Raw genomic sequence first — 20,515 nt, 5'->3', positions numbered from 1 at the left:
GGCTGCGCCGGGCTTCTGATCAGGCATCCCAAGGGGTGGGACGCCGGACATTTTCCGGTAGCGTTGGGGGTGGAATTTGGCCAAGAAACCGATCGGACCGGTACGGCGGTCCTTTGCACCCTGGGAAAATCCCCAGTCGGTCCCTTTCATCGAATTCCGAAATGTCACCAAGCGCTTCGGTGATTTTACCGCCGTCGATAACCTCAGCCTCAAGATCTATGAGCGCGAGTTCTTCGCCCTGCTCGGTGGTTCGGGCTGCGGCAAGACGACGATGATGCGCATGCTGGCCGGCTTCGAAACGCCGACCGAGGGCGAGATCCTGCTGGATGGCCAGAACCTGTCCGGCGTGCCGCCCTACCGCCGCCCCGTCAACATGATGTTCCAGTCCTATGCGTTGTTCCCGCATATGAGCGTCGAGGCCAATATCGCCTTCGGCCTGAAGCAGGACGGCATGGCCAAGGCGGACATCGAGGCGCGCGTGGCCGAAATGCTGCGCCTGACCAAGCTGGAGAAATTCGGCAAGCGCAAGCCGCACCAGCTCTCCGGCGGCCAGCGCCAGCGCGTGGCTCTGGCCCGCTCACTCGCCAAGCGGCCCAAGGTGCTGCTGCTGGACGAGCCGCTGGGCGCACTGGACCGCAAGTTGCGCGAGGAAACCCAGTTCGAGCTGATGGCTCTTCAGGAGGAGCTGAAGATGACCTTCCTGGTCGTCACGCATGATCAGGAAGAGGCCATGACCATGGCTGACCGTATCGCCGTCATGGATGCGGGCGAGATCATTCAGGTGGCAACACCGGCCGAGATCTATGAAACGCCGAACAGCCGCTTCGTGGCCGATTTCATCGGCGACATCAATCTGATCGAGGCCACTGTTGCCGAGCGCGGCGAAGGCGGAACGAAGCTGTCGGTGAGCGGAGATCATGGCGGCTTCCTCATCGATACGCTGCAGGACACCAGCGCCGCTGTCGGGGAGACGGTCTGGTATGCGGTCCGTCCCGAAAAGATCACCATCGAGCACGGCACGCAGGAGCCGGGCGCGGTCAACAAGGTGGGTGCGGAGGTCTGGGACATCGCCTATCTGGGCGACATGTCCGTCTACCATTCGCGCGCCGGAGAGGGCATGACCATGCGCTCGACCGTGACCAACCGCACCCGTCTCGTCGAACGGCCGATCGGCTGGGATGACAAGGTGGTCCTGTCCTGGGGACGGGACGCAGGGGTGATCCTCACAAACTGAGGCTGACGCACGGGGTGCCGGGCGTCACGCGCCGCAGATCCTGCAACCCTCTGCAGGCGGCTTCTTGGAAGGGACGGGGACGATGGAAGAAACCGGTCTTGAGAAACTCAAGGGCAAGCTGGGGAAATGGCTGGTCATCAGCATTCCCTATGCCTGGCTGATGCTGTTCTTCCTCGTTCCCTTCTTCATTGTCTTCAAGATCTCGCTGTCGCATGTCGCGGTCTCGATCCCGCCCTATGCGCCGGTGTTCGACTGGTCGGCCGGCTGGGACGGCTTCAAGGAAGCCTTCTCCGAACTCAGCTTCGAAAACTATGTCTGGCTGATCGAGGATGATCTTTACTGGCGCTCCTATCTGTCGAGCGTCACCATTGCTGCGGTTTCCACCTTCATCACGCTGCTGGTGGGCTACCCGATCGCCTATGGCATGGCCCGCAGCCCGAAATCCTGGCGGCCGACCCTGCTGATGCTGGTCATTCTGCCGTTCTGGACCTCGTTCCTGATCCGCGTCTACGCCTGGATCGGCATTCTGAAGAATGAAGGCCTGCTCAATCAGCTGCTGCTGTGGGTCGGCGTCATTGACCAGCCTCTGTCGATCCTGAACACCAATACGGCCGTCTATATCGGCATCGTCTATTCCTATCTGCCGTTCCTCGTCCTGCCGCTTTATGCCAGCCTTGAAAAGCTGGACGAGAGCCTGCTCGAGGCGGCGCAGGATCTGGGCTGTCCGCCGTGGAAGGCTTTCTGGACGATCACCTTCCCGCTGTCGATCCCCGGTGTCATTGCCGGCTGTTTCCTGGTGTTCATTCCTGCCGTCGGTGAGTTCGTCATCCCCGATCTTCTCGGCGGATCGCAGACGCTGATGATCGGCAAGACCCTGTGGCTGGAGTTCTTCAACAACCGTGACTGGCCGGTTTCCTCCGCGGTGGCGGTGGTGCTGCTGCTCATTCTGGTCATTCCCATCGTGCTGTTCCAGCGGCAGCAGCAGAAGGCATCGGAGAAGGCGGCATGAAAAACGGTCCCTCCTGGTTCAACGTCACGTCGCTGGTTCTGGGGTTCTCCTTCCTCTACCTGCCGATCGTCATTCTGGTGGTCTTTTCCTTCAACGAGTCGCGCCTTGTGACCGTGTGGGGCGGGTTTTCGACCAAGTGGTACGTGGAGCTGATGAACAATCAGCAGCTTCTGGAGGCAGCTGGCGTCACCCTGCGGGTGGCCTTCCTCTCCGCCACCCTGGCCACCATTATCGGCACGCTGGCAGCCCTGGTTCTGGTGCGCTTCGGCCGGTTCCCGGGCCGCACCCTGTTCTCTGGCATGATCTTCGCCCCGCTGGTGATGCCGGAAGTCATCCTCGGCCTGTCGCTGCTGCTGCTCTTCGTGGCCATCGATCAGGCGCGGGGCTTCTGGACGATCATGCTGGCCCACACCACGTTCGCCGCCTGCTATGTGGCGGTGGTGGTGCAGTCGCGCCTTGTCGGCTTTGACCGTTCGCTGGAGGAAGCCGCGCAGGATCTCGGCTGCCCGCCGGCGCGCACCTTCTTCGTCATCACCCTGCCACTGATCCTGCCGGGTGTCATTGCCGGCTGGATGCTGGCCTTCACCCTGTCGCTGGATGATCTGGTGATCGCCAGCTTTACGACAGGCCCCGGCGCGACGACGCTGCCGATGAAGATCTATTCGCAGGTGCGCCTGGGCGTGACACCGGAAATCAACGCGGCCTGTACGATCCTTGTGGGCATTGTGACGGTCGTCGTCATCGCCACATCGATCCTGACGCGGCGTAGCCAACTGCAACGCGAGAGCGATCAGCGCCGGGCGATTGCGGCCGGGGGCTGATCTGCCATTTGAATCACCAAGGCAACGCTTTGGCCGCTTGTAACCTGCCTGCAAGACGCCCTATAGAACTTCGAGCAATATAGCCGAAGGAACATATCGATGGCCGGGCTGGGAGACATCGGGCGGCGGAATGCGGCAGCATCATTCGGAGCAGGTACGGTAATAGGCGCGCTTGGTGGCCTCATCGGGCTTGGCGGTGCCGAGTTCCGGCTGCCATTGCTCATCGGCCTGTTTCGTTTTGCAGCCCTGGAGGCCGTTATCCTCAACAAGACGATCAGCCTTGTTGTCGTGGCATCGGCATTGCCGTTCCGCACCGCAGCGGTTCCCCTTTCCCTTGTCATGAGCCACTGGTCCATTGTGCTGAACCTGCTGGCAGGCAGTTTGCTGGGAGCATGGTACGGAGCGGGCTGGGCTACACGCCTGCGCTCGCAAACGCTCTACCGTGTCATCGCCATCATGCTGGTCCTGATTGCGGTAGTTCTTCTTTTCGGCCATGGGGCGGCGGCAGGTGAGCCGCTCATGACCGGAACAGCGCAGATCCTGGCCGGGATTCTGGCAGGTTTCCTGATTGGAATCGTTGCTTCACTGCTCGGGGTGGCAGGCGGCGAGCTGCTGATTCCTGTACTTGTTCTTCTCTTCGGTGCCGATATCAAGCTGGCCGGCAGTCTTTCCTTGGCGGTCAGCCTGCCGACAATGCTCGCGGGCTTTTCGAGATACAGTCAGGATGCGAGCTTCTCAGTCGTACGGCGGAACGGAAAATTCGTCCTGATCATGGCTGCTGGTTCTATCCTGGGCACATTTGCTGGAGCGCAGCTTCTCGGCATTATTCCTGATTATGTCCTTCTCCCGCTCCTGGCCGCCATCCTTCTCATTTCAGCGGTGAAGGTGTGGCGTCATTGATCTTCTACGTCCTGCCCTGCGCATGAAGGGTTGCTTTAGATTTCCCCGTTAGACTGATGCGCACTTGGACCCTTGTTAGGGGGCCGGCCTGTTTCATGTGTTTGCGTATCAGGAGTCTCCGGTGGAAAGCGTTTCTGCGGAACCGCAGGTTCTGGGTTCGGCTGCAGTCGAGGCTGTAAGCGGCCTTCGCGGCGTCCTCCACCGGGAGGTGACACGGCCCCTGCTTGGGCGTCTCTGGGCCGCGCTGCCAGGCAATGCGGTGGCAACAGCATTCCAGCGGCCGGATGTCCTTGATGCGCTCAACTGCCATGTCGCTGCAACGGCGGGCGCCCGGATGCGCCTTCTGGAAGTGCGCGATGCTGCGACCGGCCGTACCCGGATGCTTGTGCCTCTGATGGTCACCCGCCGCGGCCCGCTGCGTATTGGCGGCATGCCCGATTTTGACCTCGCCGATCTTTGCGCTCCCGTGCTTGCCAGCGAAGCGCCGTTCCAGCCTTTTGAGGGTGGGGCGATCTGGCCTTTGATCGACGAAGCGCTGCAGGATGTGGATCTGATCCGCTTTGCCAAGATGCCGCCGCGCATCAGCGGCTTTCCGAACCCGCTGTTTCATGTGGTGCGCCAGCCGGAAGCCGAGCCGACATATGTTCTGGATCTTGAGGGCGGCTATGGCGCCGGCGGCTGGCGCAAGCGGTCGGTCTACAAGGAGGCGCGGGGCAAGTACCGCAAGCTGCAGGCGGAGGGTGTAAGCTTCGTACAGGCCGATGGTGTGGCGCAGAAGGCTGCCTTCCTGCGGCAATTGCGCCGCCAGAGGGCGCAGCGCTTTGCGGAAAAGGGCTGGGCCAATCTGCTGGAGCAGGACGCCTCGCAAGGGCGCTATTATGATGACCTGCTGGAAGGGCCTGTTGAGGTCTTTGCCCTGCAGGCACAGGACGGTGAAATCGCCGGGGCCATCTGCGTGCTGTGCCACAACAGCATGGTCAGCGCGACGCTCATCTCCATGGGGGATGCGAAATGGCACCGGTTCTCGCCGGGGCTTGTGCTCTTTGCCAAGCTGATCGAATGGGCGGAAGCCTCCGGCTACAACGAACTGTGCTTTGGCGCGGGCGTCCAGTTCTACAAGCAGCGCTTCGGCGGCGATCCTGTCGAGACACTGTCTTTTGAACGGGCGCTCACCGCGGCAGGCAGCGCCTATCTCGCTCTTCGCCGGCTTAAACGCATCGCCCGGCGGCTGCGTTCGGAGCGCCGGCTCCTGACCGCGGCTGAAGAGTGAACCGTTTAGTTTTTTACCTGAAGCGTTTGAAACGCCGTTCCCGCCTTTCTGGCAGTTGACGCCTGCCGAAAATCTTAGTCTTGTTGCGTTGCAACCTGGCCAGAGGGCCGGACCGGGCTGTCCGGTGCGGCCGGGGCTGCGGGAGGACTGCCGCGAGCGCGCGCATGCTGTGCCGGGCAGGGCTTGAGGGCCATGGCCGGACTTGAGGAGACAACGATGAACAAGGTGTACCCGAACGCAAAGGCCGCCCTCGAGGGGCTTGTGTTTGACGGAATGACCATCATGGCCGGCGGTTTCGGCCTCTGCGGTATCCCGGAAAATCTCATCACGGCGCTGCGCGACAGCGGCACGAAGGACATCACCGCCATTTCCAACAATGCGGGTGTGGATGACTTCGGCCTTGGCCTGCTGTTGCAGACCCGCCAGATCCGCAAGATGATCTCCTCCTACGTGGGCGAGAATGCCACCTTCGAGCGTCAGTATCTCAATGGCGAACTGGAACTGGAGTTCAACCCGCAGGGCACGCTGGCCGAGCGCATCCGTGCAGGCGGGGCTGGCATCCCCGGCTTCTACACCAAGACCGGCGTCGGCACGCTGATTGCCGAGGGCAAGGAGCACAAGGACTTCAACGGCGAGACCTACATTCTGGAAACCGGCCTCATCGCCGATGTTTCCCTCGTCAAGGCCTGGAAGGCCGACAAGGAAGGCAACCTGATCTACCGCAAGACCGCGCGCAACTTCAATCCGATGATGGCGACAGCCGGCAGGAAGACGGTGGTGGAGGTCGAGGAGATCGTCGAGGTGGGTGAACTGGATCCGGACCAGATCCACACCCCCGGCATCTTCGTGGACCGCATCGTCGCCGGCACTTTTGAAAAGCGCATCGAAAAGCGCACCACGCGTGCAGCCTGAGGGGAGTTGGAACATGGCCTGGACTCGCGAAGAAATGGCCCAGAGGGCCGCGCAGGAACTGGAAGACGGCTTCTACGTCAACCTCGGCATCGGCATCCCGACGCTGGTTTCGAACTACATTCCCGATGGTGTGCATGTGACCCTGCAGTCGGAAAACGGCATGCTCGGCATGGGGCCGTTCCCCACGGATGATGAGGTCGATGCTGACCTGATCAATGCCGGCAAGCAGACGATCACCGAGCTGCCGCACACGAGCTACTTCTCCTCCGCCGACAGCTTCGGCATGATCCGCGGCGGCCATATCGACCTGTCGATCCTCGGCGCCATGGAAGTGTCGGAGAAGGGCGATCTGGCCAACTGGATGATCCCCGGCAAGATGGTCAAGGGCATGGGCGGCGCCATGGATCTGGTGGCGGGCGTCAAGCGCGTCATCGTGCTGATGGACCACACCTCCAAGGCTGGCGAAAGCAAGCTGCTCAAGGCCTGCAGCCTGCCGCTGACCGGTGTTGCCTGCGTTGACCGCATCATCACCAACCTTGGCGTCTTTGACGTGAAGGACGACGGCCTGCATCTGGTGGAGCTGGCCTCCGGCGTGACCCTTGATGAGGTCAAGGCTGCTACAGAAGCCAGGCTGATTGCGGCCTGAGCCGGACCGCACCAGACCGGAAACAGATAAAGGGGGCAGCGGTGGCTGCCCCCTTCGTCTTTTCAGCTGACGTTCAGCGGTCACTCGCCCATGGCGGTGCCTTCGCGGCGGGGATCGGCACTGCCGGCCAGTCCATCGGGTGTGAACTCGATCACGTGCAGGCCCGAGTTCATTTCGCTGAGCTTCACCTCATACCCCATCGCTTTCAGCGGTTCGGCGAACTGTTCGGCTGCCGTGCCGGCTTCCAGGTCATAGGTGCCGAAGCGGTTGATGAGGTGGGGCTGGGCGACGATCTCTTCCACCGGCATCTGCCAATCGATATAGGCAATCAGCGCCTGCGCCACATAGCCGATGATCTGGCTGCCGCCGGGCGAGCCGATGGCCAGCAGCGGCTTGCCGTCCTTCATCACGATGGTGGGCGACATGGAGGAGCGCGGCCGCTTGCCGGGCTCCACACGGTTGGCCACCGGCAGGCTGCCGTCATGGGTCTTGAAGGAGAAGTCTGTCAACTCGTTGTTGAGCAGGAAGCCGCCTGTCATCAGCCGCGAACCGAAACCGCTTTCAATGGTCGTCGTCATGGAGACGGTGTTGCCGTCCCTGTCGGTGATGACGAAATGGCTGGTCGCAGGCATGTCCAGAGCTTCGCCAGTGCCATAGTTGAAGGCGTGGTCCCACTCCGGCTCGCCCGGCTTCACGGCATCGGCCGGCAGCGACTTGCCGTCATCCAGCAGCGCGGCGCGTTTGGCGAGATAATCCTTGGCGATCAGTCCCTTGATGGGAGCAGGCACGAAATCCGGATCGGCGAGATAGCGCTCGCGGTCGGCAAAGGCGAGACGCTGCGCATCACCGATGAGCCGCCAGCTCTCAGGATTCTGCGGTCCAAGGCCCCGGATATCGAAGTTTTCGATGGTACCAAGGATCTGGCTGACGGCCACGGCCCCTGAAGACGGAGGCCCCATGCCGCAGACATCCAGCGCCCGGTAGCTGAAGCAGACCGGGTCACGCTGCCTGATACGGTAATTGGCAAGATCGCTCAAAGACAGGACGCCGGGATTGCCTTGCGCCCCGCGCACGGTCTGCACGATCCCCTCGGCAATGGGACCCTTGTAGAAGGCATCCGCCCCGCCGCTGGCAATGGCATCGAGGGTTTCGGCATAGGCCGGGTTCTTCAGGATGGCGCCCACCTGCAGCGGGGCGCCGGTGGCGTCGAAGAAGTAGTTGCGCGCCGCCTCATTGCTTTTCAGCCGGTCACCATCTGCTGCAATCAGCACGGCAAGGCGCGGCGATACGGCAAAGCCTTCCGTTGCCAGCTTTGCGGCCGGCTGCAACAGGCTGGCCCACTCTGCACGCCCGTGCTGGCGGTGCACGTCTTCCAGCAGCCGCACGGTGCCCGGCGTGCCGACGGAGCGCCCTCCGATGACCGCCTCCATGAATTTCAGCGGCTGGCCCTCAGCGTCGAGAAAGAGCTTCGGGGTTGCCTCTGCCGGGGCTGTCTCGCGGCCGTCAAAGGTCGTGAGCTGGCCGGTTGCCGCATCGAAGTAGACGAGAAAGGCACCACCGCCGAGACCGGAGCTCTGCGGCTCCACCAGTCCCAGCACCGTCTGGACAGCCACCATGGCGTCGATGGCATTGCCGCCGGAGGCGAGCACGTCCCGGCCGACCTGCACGGCCAGCGGATTGGCCGCTGCCACCATGAATTGCTTTGCCTCGATGCGCGCTGCCGCTGCCGTACCCGTCGCCCGTTCCGGCGCCACGGTATCGGAGGCCTGCTGTGCGGCGCCTGGGCCTATGCCAAGCAACAGCGCCAATGCCACACTTTTGAGGAGTCTTGTTCGCATGGGCCTGATCTTTCCATCCCGGGTGTGCCATCAGCCTAGAGGTCCGGGAAGATCGTTACAAGGGTGCGGTTGCCCGCTATCCGTGTATTTGCTGATCTGTATCATTTTGGGCCGGGAACCCGGTATTTCCGCCCGCCGCCGGGTAAGGCGTTAACGCGCTGCGGCAGCGTCCGGGCGCAGTTTTGTCCTTGGAATGTCAGGCGGTCACTGGTTCCGGGGGGATTTACTTAGGTGAATAAGCACGTGTCATGGTTTCCTGCCGGTCCGCATTTTTCTCTAGGCCGTCAATCGCAATGATAACTTTTCGTGAGATCATGCGACTTGTGGGGTTGGGTAATGCGACGGGATTGGCCGGGGAACGATGGCACTCGCACTGGGCATGGCGTGGAAGCGGCGAACGGGCCAGCGGTTTGGGCTGCGAATGCGGTTTACGCTGTTCGTGGTGCTGCTGTTTGCGTGTCTGACCGCAATTACACTGGTGACGGCCAGCGTCCTTGACTATCAGGACGAGCAGGCCAAGTCCGTTGCTCACGTGCACTCGATCGGGGCCACCGTCAGCCGGCTCGCCGTGCCGCAACTGGCCAACCACCATTATCTGATCCTCTCCCAGGAGCTTGAAAGCATCGCAGCCAGCGGTCTGGTGCAGCAGGCCTATGTCTGGGACCCGCGCCGGACGATCCTTGTCGATTCTGACCCGAAGACCGGGATCTTCGAGCAGCAGGAGATCAGTCCGCTGCTTCTGGCGGCCTATTCCGCCAAGGAGGATCAGACACTTGTCGAGACAGGGCGCATTTCGGTTGCCATGCCGGTCTGGTCCGCCGATGGCAGCACGGTGGCAGGCGCCGTGCTGGTTTCGGCAGAGCGGACGGCGATCACCAGTCAATTGCACAGCATCTGGCTGCGCAATGCCATTGTGTCGGTCTGCCTCCTGGCTGTTGCCGTTCCCGTGCTGCTGCATTTCGGCAATGGCTTCCTGAAGCCGATCAAGCGTCTGACTTCCATCGCCCATCAGGTGAGTGCAGGTGAGTTCGATGTGAAGTTCCCGGTCGAGCGCACCGACGAGATCGGCGTTCTGGCCCGCGCTTACAGGGACATGGTCAGTGAGATCAGCTCCAACATGGAGCAGATCAACAAGCTGGCCTTCACCGATTCCGTCACCGGCCTGCCCAACCGGGAAGCTTTCCGCCAGCATTTCGCCCGCTACATGCGGCAGGCCGATGGCAGCCCGCGGCCGCTGACGGTGATGTTCATCGACCTTGACCGGTTCAAGCGCATCAATGACAGCTACGGTCATGAGTGCGGCGATATTCTCCTGCGCGAAGTGGCCTCCCGCTTTGAAGCGGTGCTGCAGACTTTCGGCCGTTCCGAGACCGGGTTTACGGCGGGCTACGGCATGCAGATCCGCTATCTGGCGCGGCTGGGCGGTGACGAGTTTGCGCTGATCTATCCTGCCGGGGAGGACAGGCGGGACGAGATTCTGGCGCTGGCAGCTGAAATCCTGAAAGCCGTGGAAGAGCCTTGCGATGTGAACGGGCTGCAGCTGTCCATCGGCGCGAGCATCGGGATAGCAAACTTCCCGTCCAACGGGCGCGATTTCAGCGCAATTCTCAAGAATGCTGACATTGCCATGTACGCTGCCAAGAACGCAGGGGGGAGCAGCTGTTTCACTTTTGGCCAGATCGCTGCAGATGTGAAAGCGCAGGAACGGCTCGCTCTGGAAGCCGAATTGCCAATGGCGCTCGCAGCCGGGCAGATTACCGTGTTCTTCCAGCCGAAAGTCTCAGCGGCGACCGGCGAGGTCACGGGGGCGGAAGCTCTTGCGCGCTGGAACCACCCGGAGCGCGGGCTGCTGACACCGGCAGCTTTCATCGCCATTGCCGAGGAAACCGGATTGATCCTGCGCCTCGGCGACAGGATACTTGAGCTGGCTTGCCGTCAGGGGCGGGAGTGGATTGATCAGGGCAAAGGGTTGTCCCTGGCGGTCAATGTCTCGATGCGTCAGCTGGAATGGCCGGAGTTCCCCTCACGCGTGCTGGAGATTCTGGACCGGACGGGCTTCCCGCCTTCGCTTCTGGAGCTGGAAGTTACGGAGAGCGTCGCCATGGCCGATCCGGAGCGGGTGCGCAGTGCTACAGAGCGCCTGCGCATGGCCGGAATCCGCTTTGCCATTGATGACTTCGGCACCGGCTATTCCAGCCTTGCCCATCTTCAGCGCATGCCCTTCGACACCTTCAAGATCGACCGCTCCTTCGTGGCCGGCCTTGGCGAGGACAAGAGCAATCGCGCCATCGTCCAGACCATTCTGGCCATGGCACAGAGCCTTGACTATGACGTGGTGGCAGAAGGGGTTGAGACCGAGTTCCAGCTCGACTTCCTGCGCCTGTCCGGCTGCAAGACCGTGCAGGGCTATCTGCTCGGCAAGCCGATGGCGGCTGAGACCTTCATCAAGTGGCGGGCCGCGCATGAGGGGGAGGGGTGTGAAGATCTGCCCGCCCTGGCCTCGTCCTCCACTGTGCCGATGGAAAACGCCGGCGGGACTGCCATTCACGCGGCCTGACGGATGGGCCCTCTCCTCAAGGCGCCGCTGCAAGCCCCCGCTTGCTGACGCTCTGCCGGAAGCTGCGCGCGCTGGTGCTGGCCAGCAGGATCACCGGAACAAGCCCTGTTACAACGATCGCCAGAGCCGGCAGGGCTGCCTCCTCGAAGGCCTCGCGCGATGCCGCTTCGTAGACGCTCGTCGCCAGGGTGTTGAAGTTGAACGGCCGCAGCAGGATCGTTGCGGGCAGTTCCTTCATGCAGTCAACAAAGGTGATGAGCAGCGCCGACAGCAGCACCGGGCGCAGCAGCGGCATGTGTACTTCGCCCAGAATGCGCGTTGAACCGCGCCCCAGCGTGCGCGCTGCCATGTCGAGGTTGGGCGAAATCTTGCCGAAGCCGCCTTCCACCTGTCCATGCGCCACCGCGAGAAAACGGCAGAGATAGGCGTAGACGAGTGCGGTCCCGGACCCGATCAGCAGCAGGCCCGTGCCGAAGCCGAACATCTGCTTCATCATAGCGTCAATGGCGTTATCGAGGCTGGCGAGCGGAATGAGGATGCCTACGGCAAGCACGGTGCCCGGCACCGCATACCCGATTGAAGCGATGCGGCCGCTCATGTACAGCAGCTTCGACTTGTGCAGCCTGGCTGCATAGACAAGCGTGATGGCAAGGCCGGTGATGAGGCTGGAGGCGATGAGCGCCATCACCACGCTGTTGCGCACCGCCAGCAGGAATGCCGGATCCTGTGCCTGTTCAAGGCGGCGGAACGCCTGGCCGGCCAGCATGCTCGCCGGGACGATGAAGCCGAGCACAATCGGAAGGGCGCAGACGGCTATGGCCAGCAGCGCGCGTGGGCCGGTGAGCTGGTAACGCGCCGGGGCGTGGTGCTTGCCCCGGCTGCTGTCGAAGCGCAGATGCCGCCGGGCGCGCCGCTCAAGCGCCAGCAGAATCACGACGATGATCAGCATGGCGCAGGCAAGCTGCGCGGCTCCGGCAAGGTTCGAGCGGTTCAGCCAGGTGTCGTAGATAGAGAAGGTCAGCGTCCGCACGCCGAAGAAGGTGACGGCGCCGATGTCGTTGAGGCATTCCATCAGGGCAAGGGCGATGCCGGCGGCAATGGCCGGACGCGACAGCGGCAGGGCAACACGCAGGAAAAGCCGCAGCGGCCCGGCTCCCAGCGTGCGCCCCACGTCCAGTGCGCTGGCGGATTGCAGCAGAAAGCTCGCCCGGGCCGAGAGATAGACATAAGGGTAGAGCACCGCGCTCATCACGAAGATGGCGCCGCCCAGCGAGCGGATCTCCGGGAACCAGTAGTCCCGTGCCGTCCGGAAGCCGAAGATGGCCCTGACCGTGCTCTGCACGGGGCCGGAATAGGCCATCACGTCCACATAGGCAAAGGCGATGATGTAGGTCGGCACAGCCAGCGGGATCAGCAGCGCCCAGTCAAACAGGCGCCGTCCGGGAAATCGGCACATGGTGACAAGCCATGCGGTGATGACGCCCGTCACGCCGGTCAGGACGCCCACGCCCAGCAGCAGCAGGGCGGTCGTCTGCAGGGCGCGCGGCAGGACAGTGGAGAACAGATGGCTCCAGTTGCCACCGGAAGACTCCAGCGCCATCAGGAACAGCGCCGCGACAGGCATGAGGATCAGGACAGCGGAAAGAATGGCTGAGATCAGCCAGATCCGGTCTTTTCTGGGGGCTGCGTTCATGCGCGCTCTTGTCGGGGCTCTTCTGGATGGACCGGCATCTTCACGCCGCGTCATAGCACATCACGGGACGGCAAATGCAAGCAGGGTGCCGGAAATAATCTTCCGGCACCCCTCTTGATCAGCCCAGGTCAGGCGGTCAGGACTTCGGGCCTTCGTCGAAGGCAACCTTGTCGACCAGTTCGCTGGCTTCCTTGCGGAACTTCGCCACTTCCGAGAGCGGCAGGCTGTCAGCCTTCAATTCGCCCCAGGACTTGACCAGATCGGACGGCTCCACACCCGGGGTGACCGGATATTCGAAGTTCGCTTCGGCGTAGATCTTCTGGGCCTGGCCGGTGGTCAGGAACTCGATCAGCTTGACCGCATTGTCCTTGTTCGGCGCATGCTTGGCCATCACGACGCCGGAGATGTTGACATGTGCGCCGCGGTCAGCGGCATTCGGGAACAGGATCTTGGCAGAGGCTGCCCATTCCTTCTGTTCCGGCTCCTTCTCGTTGTTCATCATGGCACCCATGTAATAGGTGTTGCCAAGCGCCAGATCGCACTCGCCATTCATGATGCCCTGAACCTGGGACCGGTCGTTGCCGGCCGGCTTGCGGGCGAGATTGTCGCGCAGGCCAACAAGCCACTTCTCGGTCTCTTCAGCGCCCTTGTTGGCGATCATCGAAGCGACGAGGCCAATGGTGTAGACGTGCTGGCCCGAACGGGTGCAGATCTTGCCCTTCCACTTCGGGTCGGCGAGTTCCTCATAGGTGATCGTGTCCTGTTCGACACGGTCCTTCGAGGCATAAACGATACGGGCGCGCGACGTCAGGCCGATCCAGTGGCCTTCCGGATCACGGAATGCAGCCGGGATATCGTTGGCAACCAGTTCCGAAACGACCGGCTGGGTGATGCCTGCCTGCTTGGCGCCATCAAGGCGGCCAATGTCAACGGTCAGCAGCACGTCGGCGGGGGAGTTTGCACCCTCGGCCGCAATGCGCTCTTCCAGGCCTTCGCTGGCGAAGATGACATTGGTCTTGATGCCGGTTTCTGCCGTAAAGGCATCGAGCAGCGGCTGAATAAGCGTGGGCTGGCGATAGGAATAGATGTTCACCTCGCCATCGGCGACAGCAGCCGTGGAAGCGGTTGCAGCAAGAAGTGCTGCCAGCAGGCTGGTGCGGGCAAGGGAATTCATCTTCGTCAGTCTCATTGTAATCCTCCGGTCTGCAGAAATGACATTCCGCATAACTTGTCTCAGGCGGCCACCTGAGGCGCGCGAAATATGAGTTTTAAACTCCTGTATGTCAACAAGTCTATTAAATCAATAAGTTAGAATGATTCTAAAAGTGGACGCTGAAACTCCCCTTTTCTTCGGAGCGGCAAGGCTGCCTTTGTCATGCATTCAACCCGCGGTTGGATGCGCGCGGGAGGCGTTCAGGCTTCCCGTCCCTCTAACCTTTGGAAAATGCAGGTGCCGCAGCGATATCTGCTGCCGCCATAGGCCTGTGTCCCGTGGATTTCCGGGCAGGCCCTGAGAGCAGGTTGCAGACCCTTTGCCGCAGGTGCGGAAGGCGGATCACGAAAGCGTGAAAAGAAAAACCCCGGACGCAGAAGCGTCCGGGGCTTGAATTCAGCCTGGCCTGAAAGCGTCAGGCCATCGCGCGAGGCTGCCTCAGGCTGCCTTCAGGTCCTTGAAGGACTTCTCGACAGCTTCCTTGACCGGCGCGGTAACGTCGGTGGTCAGCTTGGTCGCGAATTCCTGCATGTCCTTGGCCTGGGCGCTCAGCGTGTCGAACTGCTGGCGGGCGAAGGTGGACTGCAGCTCGATGGCTTCAGCAACGGTCTTCACCGACATCAGGTCCTTGATGAAGGAGAAGGTGGCGTCGGTGTTGGTCTTGGCAGCGTCGAGAGCCTTCATGTTGAACTCGACAACGCCCTGACGGGAGGTCTCGAAGGTGTCTTCGAGCAGGTCGGTCGCCTCTTCTGCGGCGGACTTCACCTTGGTGTAGGCGTCGCGGGCCTGTTCGATGCCTTTTTCGGTCATTTCACGGACCATGGCGGGAACTTCGATCTTGGGCATGGCAAAAGCCTCGAATTCAGCAAAGGGGGAAGCGGCAGTGGCCGGCTTGGTGGTCTTGGTGGCACGCGCCTTCGGCGCAGCCTTGGCCGGGGTCTCCGGCGTCAACATTTCGCTCATGTGTCATCTCCTGCTTGGGCCGGAGTCGATCACGTGACAATCGCACCCGGCATGAGGGCGGCAGGCCCGTATGGCCCCGCCCTCGTCATCCGCATGCTTAATATAGGTGAGGTTTTGCTGCATTGCAATATTATTTTGCACTGCACAAAAATCCGGTAAGCCATAGCGTCTCCTGCATCGCTGCAAGAGCTGGTACGGGATCTTCTGTGCAAGGAACCCGGCAAGAGCCAAAGAGTTCCGCAGCGGGAGCGCCCAGGCCTTCAATCCGGAAACCGGCTGGTTCCGTGCTGAAAGGCGCGGGCGGTGTGTTGTTATTCCTTCACGGCCTTGGCGGCGTCCTGAGCGGCGCGGGTGGCTGTGTCGCTGAGGTCACGCGCCTGTTCGCCAAGCTGTTCCATCTGGCGGCGCAGATAGTCCTGCTGCAGCTTCATCATTTCTTCCACGTCCTTGGCCCGCACCATCTGCTGGGCGAAGCGGAAGGCCGCATCCACGTGCTCTTCGGCGTAGCTGAGGGTCTTGCGGTTGATGTCGGATGCGCCGGACTGCACCACTGTGGCGGAGCCTTCAACATTCGAAACCGTCTTGTGGGTCAGGGAGATGAAGTCGTCAAAGGCCTTGCGGGCCTGATCAACGCTCTTCTCGGCAAAGTCGCGCATCTGATCGGGAATCTCGAACGTGTTCTTGTCCGCAGCCATGTGGTATCACTCCCCTGTGTTTCACTCGGCGGGGCGCAAGTGCCTGATGCCGCAGTGCCGCAACTCCCTGAGGTCTGCGGACTGGTTTCCATCTGCACTGCACGATGTCCCCGTGGAAGGATCAAAACACGCGGGGGCGCCGTTAGGCAAGTCTCGCGTCCCACGGGTTTGAAAAATACGGAATTTCCCGCAGAGCGTGTAGTGTCAGCTGTCCTGCGTTGCACGGCCGCCGGGCAGAGCGTTCAAATTGGAACACCGGTGTTATGGTCTTGTTTACCCTGAGATAACAAGGCCGTGGACGCAGCCGGATGACGCCTCCGGATTAACCACAAGGCAAGGCCGTTCCTGCGATTGGGGGCTCTGGCGTGGACGCTGGCTGGCTTTGACGGTATTTAACTAGATATTTACCGAAAGGCCCCGGCTGACCACGCATGTTTTTGCTGGCCTGAGACCGTCCGGGTTCGCAGGTTCCTTTCCGGCGTAGTGGAGTTGACCCATGGACGAGCACCTGACGACCTTTCTGGAGCTCGGCAGCCTGGCCCCGGTGGCACGGCTGGCAGGCTCCGGCCGTCCAGCATGGATCTGGAACGCAGCGGCGGACAGCATTCTGTGGGCCAATGCCGCAGGCGCGGCCTTCTTTGATGCCTCTTCCGCCGAAGACCTGGGGCAGGTGCCGGGACTTGAGCGTTCCCAGGCGCGCCCGCATCTGGCGCGGATCGCGGCTGATGGCCCGGTTGGCAAGCCGGTGCTGGAGCGGCTGCGCTTCTACAAGGGCCTGCGCGCCATTCTGCTCACCTGCCAGTGCCAGCGGCTGGAACTGCCGGACGGCAGCTACGGCGCCCTGATTGCTGCCGTCGATGGGGCCGAGGCGCCGGGCGATGCGCTGGCGGCCTATGCCAGCCTGTTGCAGGGGCCGGAGCACAGCGCCTTCATGCTGGACGCAAACGGCACTGTTCTGGCTGCTGCCGGGGTGCTTGGCGCGAGGCTGACGGCCGGAGAGGCGGCGGGGTTCGAGCCGGACACTGGCACCTTGATGATTGCGGGCGCCTTTCACGATGCCCTGCGCCTGCCGCTTGCCGATGGCCGCAGCCTGATGCTGGTTGATGACCAGCCACTGGATCTTGATGCCCCGGATGAGGTTGAGACGGCAGCTGCCACAGTTGAGGCTGGCGGGTCTGAGGCCGTTGAGCTGACCGCAGAAGAGAATGCCCGGAGCGGGGAAACAGCGCCCGAAGAGGCTGCAGAGGCTGCAGAGGCTGCCGCTCCGCAGCCCGTTGAAGAGCCGGTGACTGTTTCCGGGCCGCCCGTCACGGAAGCCGCTGAAACGCCCGTCGAAGATGCCCCGGCAGCTGAAACGCCCGCGCGTTTCGAGCACCGGGAGCGCTCCGTCCGTTTTGCCTGGAAGATGGATGTGGACCAGCGTTTTACCTTTGTCTCGCCGGAGTTCACCGATGCGCTTGGCCCGGATGCAGGCGCCATCACCGGCATGACCTGGTCCGAGGTTGCCGAACGCTTTGGCCTTGATCCGCGCGGCAGCATTGCCCGTGCCCTGCTGCGACGCGACACCTGGAGCGGCAAGACGCTGGACTGGCCCGTCGATGGCGGGCGTCTGCGGGTGCCGGTGGATATGGCGGCACTGCCTGCCTTTGACCGCCGGCGCGTTTTTGAAGGCTATCGCGGCTTTGGCGTGGTGCGCCTTGGCGACGCAGAGCCTCAGGCGGAGGCACCTGCGCAGGCCATGCCGCTGGCAACGGAAGCCGCTGAAAGCCCAGAGCCTGCCGCCGTAGAGCCTGCCGCCGCAGAACCCGCCGTTGAAACGGCTCCAGTTGCTGACCTGACGTCTGAGGTGGAAGCTGTCGAGGCTCTGCCGGAAGTCATTCTTGCGCGCGTGCCGGAATTGACTGATGAGGCCGGGGCCGAAGACGAGGCGGAAGATGCCGGTCCCGTTGCTGACGAGGCCATAGAGCCCGAGCCTGAAGCTGCGTCCGAACCTGAAGCCGTTTCCGCCGCTGAGGAGATGGCGCCGGAGACTGATCAGCCCGAAGAGGATGATGCGCCTGAAGAAGATGCGCGTCCGCTGGCCGTAGCGTCAGCATCTGCGGCACACAGCTGGATCGAGGATATCAAGGCAACGACCGCGGCCCGCAAGGCGGATGCGCCGCGTGAAGCGGATCTTTTTGGCGATGCGCCGAAGGTCGGTATCACCGGTGATCAGCCGCTGAAGCCGAAGGAAATCGAGAAGGCGGTGCGTACGCTCGCCCGTGAGTTTGATGCCGCTGTCGAGCGCCGGGCTGCGGCCCGTGAAGCCGCCAATGCAGCGGCCAGTGCGGAGCCGCGTGCCTACCGCCAGAAAGTGGAAGACCCCCTCTCGGAAGAGACGGCCGCCGAGGCCGCGCCGGAAGAGGCCGTCCCGCAGCCGGAAGCAACGGTGCAGGACGCAGCCCCGGAGGCTTTGGCTCTGCCGGACACCGGTTTCGCAGCCGGGGAAGAGGCCGCTGACGCCGCTGAAGACGTGACCGTCGTTGAGGCGGAGGTTGACGCTGAAGCGGCTTCTGAAACCGGAGCTGCCGAAGCTCAGGACGAACCTGCCCTTGAAGAGGACGCTGACGTCCGGCAGGACGAAGCTCCGGCGCCGGTGGCTGACGAGGCCGGTGACAGCGTTGCCGGCGAGGCTGCAGAGGCAGCCCCTGCGGCGGATGATTTTGCAGCGCTGGAACAGGCGATGCAGATTGCCACCGCAGAGCCGGTGGCGCAGCCAGAACCGGAAGGTGAAGCGGCTGCCGTTGCCGAACCTCAGCCTGAACCTGCCGCCCAGCCGCGTCCCGACAGCCGCGTCGTGCCTTTCACCGGCAAGCCCACCCGCGTGGTGCCGGTGGATGCCTCGCGCCTGACCAAGCCGGAGCGGGCGGCCTTCCGCAAGATTGCCGAAGCGCTGGGCGCAAGGCTTGAAGGTGACTTCGGCCTTGATGACGATACGGAAGAGGAGATTGCGGAGGCCGCTGCCCGGCTGCGTCCGGTCGCCCCGCCTGCCGCCCCCGTCGATCCGCGCCTTCTGGACCGGCTGCCCATCGGCATTGCCATCGTCCGCGACCGCGAGGTGCTCTACACCAACGAGACGCTGCTGGCGCTGCTCGGCTATCCCAATCTGGAAGCTCTGGACGAGGCAGGCGGCTTCGAGGCGCTGTTTGCCGGTCCCGATCATCTGCCGGGTGACCGGCTGGAAGGCACGCTGGATGAGACCATGAAGCTGCGGCTGGCCGATGGCCGGCTGAAGCCGGTCTTTGCCCGCATGCACACCGTGCCGTGGAATGGCGGGCGCGGGCTGATGGTTTCCATCATCGAATGCCGCCAGCCGCCGGCCGGCGAGGCGTCTCCGGCGCCTGCTGCTGCCGTGGCCGCCCAGCCCTCTGCCATTCCGGCGCATGTGGAGCGGGAGCTTGCCCGTGCCCGCGAGCAGATTGCCGAGATGGACACGATCCTCGAAACGGCGACGGACGGCGTCTTGCTGCTGGACCGGTTCGGCACCATTCTCAAGGCGAATGGCTCTGCCGAAGCGCTGTTCGGGGCCGCGCGCGTCGATATCACCGGTGCGCCGCTGACCGAATTTCTCGCCCCTGAGAGCCACCGCTCGGCCCTGGATTATCTTGATGGCCTGTCCCGCAACGGCGTGGCCAGCGTGCTCAACGACGGGCGCGAGGTGATTGGCCGGGTGTCCTCCGGCGGGCTCATTCCGCTGTTCATGACCATCGGCCGGCTGGGGCAGGGCAATGATACGCTGAAGTTCTGTGCGGTGCTGCGCGACATCACCCAGTGGAAGGCGGCTGAGGAAGAACTGACCAAGGCCAAGCGCCAGGCGGAAACCGCCAGCTCGCAGAAGTCGGATTTCCTTGCCAAGATCAGTCACGAGATCCGCACTCCGCTCAATGCCATAATCGGCTTCTCGGAAGTGATGATGGAGGAGCGTTTCGGCGCCATCGGCAACGAGCGCTACAAGGAATATCTGAAGGATATCCGCACGTCCGGCTCGCACATCATGAGCCTGATCAACGATCTTCTCGACCTGTCGAAGATCGAGGCGGGCAAGATGGACCTGACCTTCGCCGCCGTCTCCGTCAACGAGATCGTGCGCGAATGCGTGGCCCTGATGCAGCCGCAGGCGAACCGGGAGCGGGTGATCATCCGCGCCAGCCTGCCGGTCACGGTGCCCAATGTGGTGGCGGACCTGCGCTCCCTGCGCCAGATCGTGCTGAACCTTCTGTCCAACGCCATCAAGTTCAACCGCTCCGGCGGGCAGGTGATCGTGTCCTCGGCGCTGGAGCCCACGGGCGAGGTGGCGCTGCGGGTGCGCGATACGGGCACGGGCATGAATGCCAAGGATCTGGCCGCCGCGCTGGAGCCCTTCCGCCAGCTTCACACCGCCCGCCCCGGCAGCGGCACCGGCCTTGGCCTGCCGCTGACCAAGGCGCTGGTGGAGGCCAACCGCGCCGCCTTCCGCATCGACAGCGTGCCGGACCAGGGCACGCTGGTGGAAGTCATCTTCCCGCCCCAGCGCGTGCTGGCAGAGTGACCTGACCTTGCAACTGAGCGATGGTGTTGAATACCTCTCCTTCGTCTTCCCGGACGACAGCGAAGCGGAGATCCGGGATGACGCAGGAGAGGTAGCGGTTGTGTAGGGAAATGGAGCTCCGCAGGTCTGCGGCTTGTCCGGCTTGCCCACAGGGCAGGCGCCTCCATGTTGATGACGCTGCTTTTTTGCTTGCCGCC

14 protein-coding genes are annotated in these 20,515 nt (G+C 62.9%); 9 read left to right on the top strand and 5 right to left on the bottom strand.

From position 1 onward, the window contains the following. Nucleotides 1–76: 76 nt before the first annotated feature. The 7 genes from IF10I1_RS21545 (at nt 77) to IF10I1_RS21515 (ending at nt 6,792) form a co-directional block, all read left to right on the top strand. A complete protein-coding gene (locus IF10I1_RS21545; RefSeq protein ID WP_050472074.1) occupies nt 77–1,234 on the top strand; it encodes an ABC transporter ATP-binding protein in 1,158 nt (385 codons plus the stop codon). Nucleotides 1,235–1,316: 82 nt separating this feature from the next. Then, complete coding sequence (locus IF10I1_RS21540) at nt 1,317–2,243, top strand: ABC transporter permease subunit (protein WP_050472073.1); 927 nt, start codon at nt 1,317–1,319, stop codon at nt 2,241–2,243. Then, entirely contained in the window at nt 2,240–3,064 is an 825-nt protein-coding gene (locus tag IF10I1_RS21535) for an ABC transporter permease (RefSeq protein ID WP_186415271.1), read from the top strand. The genes IF10I1_RS21540 and IF10I1_RS21535 overlap by 4 nt, the downstream gene beginning before the upstream one ends. A 99-nt stretch (nt 3,065–3,163) precedes the next feature. Further along, on the top strand, nt 3,164–3,964 hold the full coding sequence (locus IF10I1_RS21530) for a sulfite exporter TauE/SafE family protein (RefSeq protein ID WP_186424651.1): 801 nt from the start codon (nt 3,164–3,166) through the stop codon (nt 3,962–3,964). A gap of 121 nt (nt 3,965–4,085) precedes the next feature. Beyond that, nucleotides 4,086–5,234 (top strand): GNAT family N-acetyltransferase, encoded by a 1,149-nt coding sequence (locus IF10I1_RS21525; RefSeq protein WP_186424650.1) that lies wholly within the window; start codon nt 4,086–4,088, stop codon nt 5,232–5,234. Nucleotides 5,235–5,450: 216 nt separating this feature from the next. Beyond that, nucleotides 5,451–6,146, top strand: coding sequence for a CoA transferase subunit A (locus tag IF10I1_RS21520; protein WP_050472070.1), 696 nt, complete (start codon nt 5,451–5,453; stop codon nt 6,144–6,146). A gap of 13 nt (nt 6,147–6,159) precedes the next feature. After that, nucleotides 6,160–6,792, top strand: coding sequence for a CoA transferase subunit B (locus IF10I1_RS21515; protein WP_186424649.1), 633 nt, complete (start codon nt 6,160–6,162; stop codon nt 6,790–6,792). A gap of 80 nt (nt 6,793–6,872) precedes the next feature. On the opposite strand, the gene ggt is transcribed toward IF10I1_RS21515, so the two are convergent. Next, complete coding sequence (ggt, locus tag IF10I1_RS21510; protein ID WP_186424648.1) at nt 6,873–8,630, bottom strand: gamma-glutamyltransferase; 1,758 nt, start codon at nt 8,628–8,630, stop codon at nt 6,873–6,875. A 361-nt stretch (nt 8,631–8,991) separates the two neighbouring features. On the opposite strand from ggt, the gene IF10I1_RS21505 reads away from it, so the two are divergent. Continuing rightward, a complete protein-coding gene (locus IF10I1_RS21505) occupies nt 8,992–11,187 on the top strand; it encodes a bifunctional diguanylate cyclase/phosphodiesterase (RefSeq protein WP_208977606.1) in 2,196 nt (731 codons plus the stop codon). A 16-nt stretch (nt 11,188–11,203) separates the two neighbouring features. On the opposite strand, the gene IF10I1_RS21500 is transcribed toward IF10I1_RS21505, so the two are convergent. From IF10I1_RS21500 to IF10I1_RS21485, 4 genes are all read right to left on the bottom strand, one after another. Beyond that, nucleotides 11,204–12,880 (bottom strand): iron ABC transporter permease, encoded by a 1,677-nt coding sequence (locus IF10I1_RS21500; RefSeq protein WP_094462378.1) that lies wholly within the window; start codon nt 12,878–12,880, stop codon nt 11,204–11,206. 136 nt (nt 12,881–13,016) lie between these two features. Then, the gene (locus tag IF10I1_RS21495) at nt 13,017–14,069 is read right to left on the bottom strand and encodes a Fe(3+) ABC transporter substrate-binding protein (RefSeq protein WP_094462377.1); all 1,053 of its coding nucleotides are present in this window, start codon (nt 14,067–14,069) and stop codon (nt 13,017–13,019) included. A gap of 462 nt (nt 14,070–14,531) precedes the next feature. After that, a complete protein-coding gene (locus tag IF10I1_RS21490) occupies nt 14,532–15,056 on the bottom strand; it encodes a phasin (protein WP_019963237.1) in 525 nt (174 codons plus the stop codon). A 311-nt stretch (nt 15,057–15,367) separates the two neighbouring features. After that, nucleotides 15,368–15,751 (bottom strand): phasin, encoded by a 384-nt coding sequence (locus IF10I1_RS21485; protein ID WP_019963236.1) that lies wholly within the window; start codon nt 15,749–15,751, stop codon nt 15,368–15,370. Nucleotides 15,752–16,247: 496 nt separating this feature from the next. On the opposite strand from IF10I1_RS21485, the gene IF10I1_RS23035 reads away from it, so the two are divergent. Further along, nucleotides 16,248–20,318 (top strand): histidine kinase dimerization/phospho-acceptor domain-containing protein, encoded by a 4,071-nt coding sequence (locus IF10I1_RS23035; protein ID WP_186424647.1) that lies wholly within the window; start codon nt 16,248–16,250, stop codon nt 20,316–20,318. The last annotated feature ends 197 nt before the right edge of the window (nt 20,319–20,515 follow it).

Origin of the sequence: Pannonibacter sp. I15F10I1 (assembly GCF_900185665.1) — a bacterium.
GTDB classification, from domain to species: Bacteria; Pseudomonadota; Alphaproteobacteria; order Rhizobiales; family Stappiaceae; genus Pannonibacter; species Pannonibacter indicus.
The sequence above is the reverse complement of the archived record's forward strand: the minus strand, read 5'-3'. Positions and strand labels throughout refer to the sequence as shown.

Excerpts from the sequence above, each read along its gene's own strand:
- IF10I1_RS21540 (WP_050472073.1), top strand. The coding sequence starts at position 1,317 with ATGGAAGAAACCGGTCTTGAGAAACTCAAGGGCAAGCTGGGGAAATGG.
- IF10I1_RS21535 (WP_186415271.1), top strand. The coding sequence starts at position 2,240 with ATGAAAAACGGTCCCTCCTGGTTCAACGTCACGTCGCTGGTTCTGGGG.
- IF10I1_RS21530 (WP_186424651.1), top strand. The coding sequence starts at position 3,164 with ATGGCCGGGCTGGGAGACATCGGGCGGCGGAATGCGGCAGCATCATTC.
- IF10I1_RS21520 (WP_050472070.1), top strand. The coding sequence starts at position 5,451 with ATGAACAAGGTGTACCCGAACGCAAAGGCCGCCCTCGAGGGGCTTGTG.
- IF10I1_RS21515 (WP_186424649.1), top strand. The coding sequence starts at position 6,160 with ATGGCCTGGACTCGCGAAGAAATGGCCCAGAGGGCCGCGCAGGAACTG.
- ggt (WP_186424648.1), bottom strand. The coding sequence starts at position 8,630 with ATGCGAACAAGACTCCTCAAAAGTGTGGCATTGGCGCTGTTGCTTGGC.
- IF10I1_RS21505 (WP_208977606.1), top strand. The coding sequence starts at position 8,992 with ATGGCACTCGCACTGGGCATGGCGTGGAAGCGGCGAACGGGCCAGCGG.
- IF10I1_RS21500 (WP_094462378.1), bottom strand. The coding sequence starts at position 12,880 with ATGAACGCAGCCCCCAGAAAAGACCGGATCTGGCTGATCTCAGCCATT.
- IF10I1_RS21495 (WP_094462377.1), bottom strand. The coding sequence starts at position 14,069 with ATGAGACTGACGAAGATGAATTCCCTTGCCCGCACCAGCCTGCTGGCA.
- IF10I1_RS21490 (WP_019963237.1), bottom strand. The coding sequence starts at position 15,056 with ATGAGCGAAATGTTGACGCCGGAGACCCCGGCCAAGGCTGCGCCGAAG.
- IF10I1_RS21485 (WP_019963236.1), bottom strand. The coding sequence starts at position 15,751 with ATGGCTGCGGACAAGAACACGTTCGAGATTCCCGATCAGATGCGCGAC.
- IF10I1_RS23035 (WP_186424647.1), top strand. The coding sequence starts at position 16,248 with ATGGACGAGCACCTGACGACCTTTCTGGAGCTCGGCAGCCTGGCCCCG.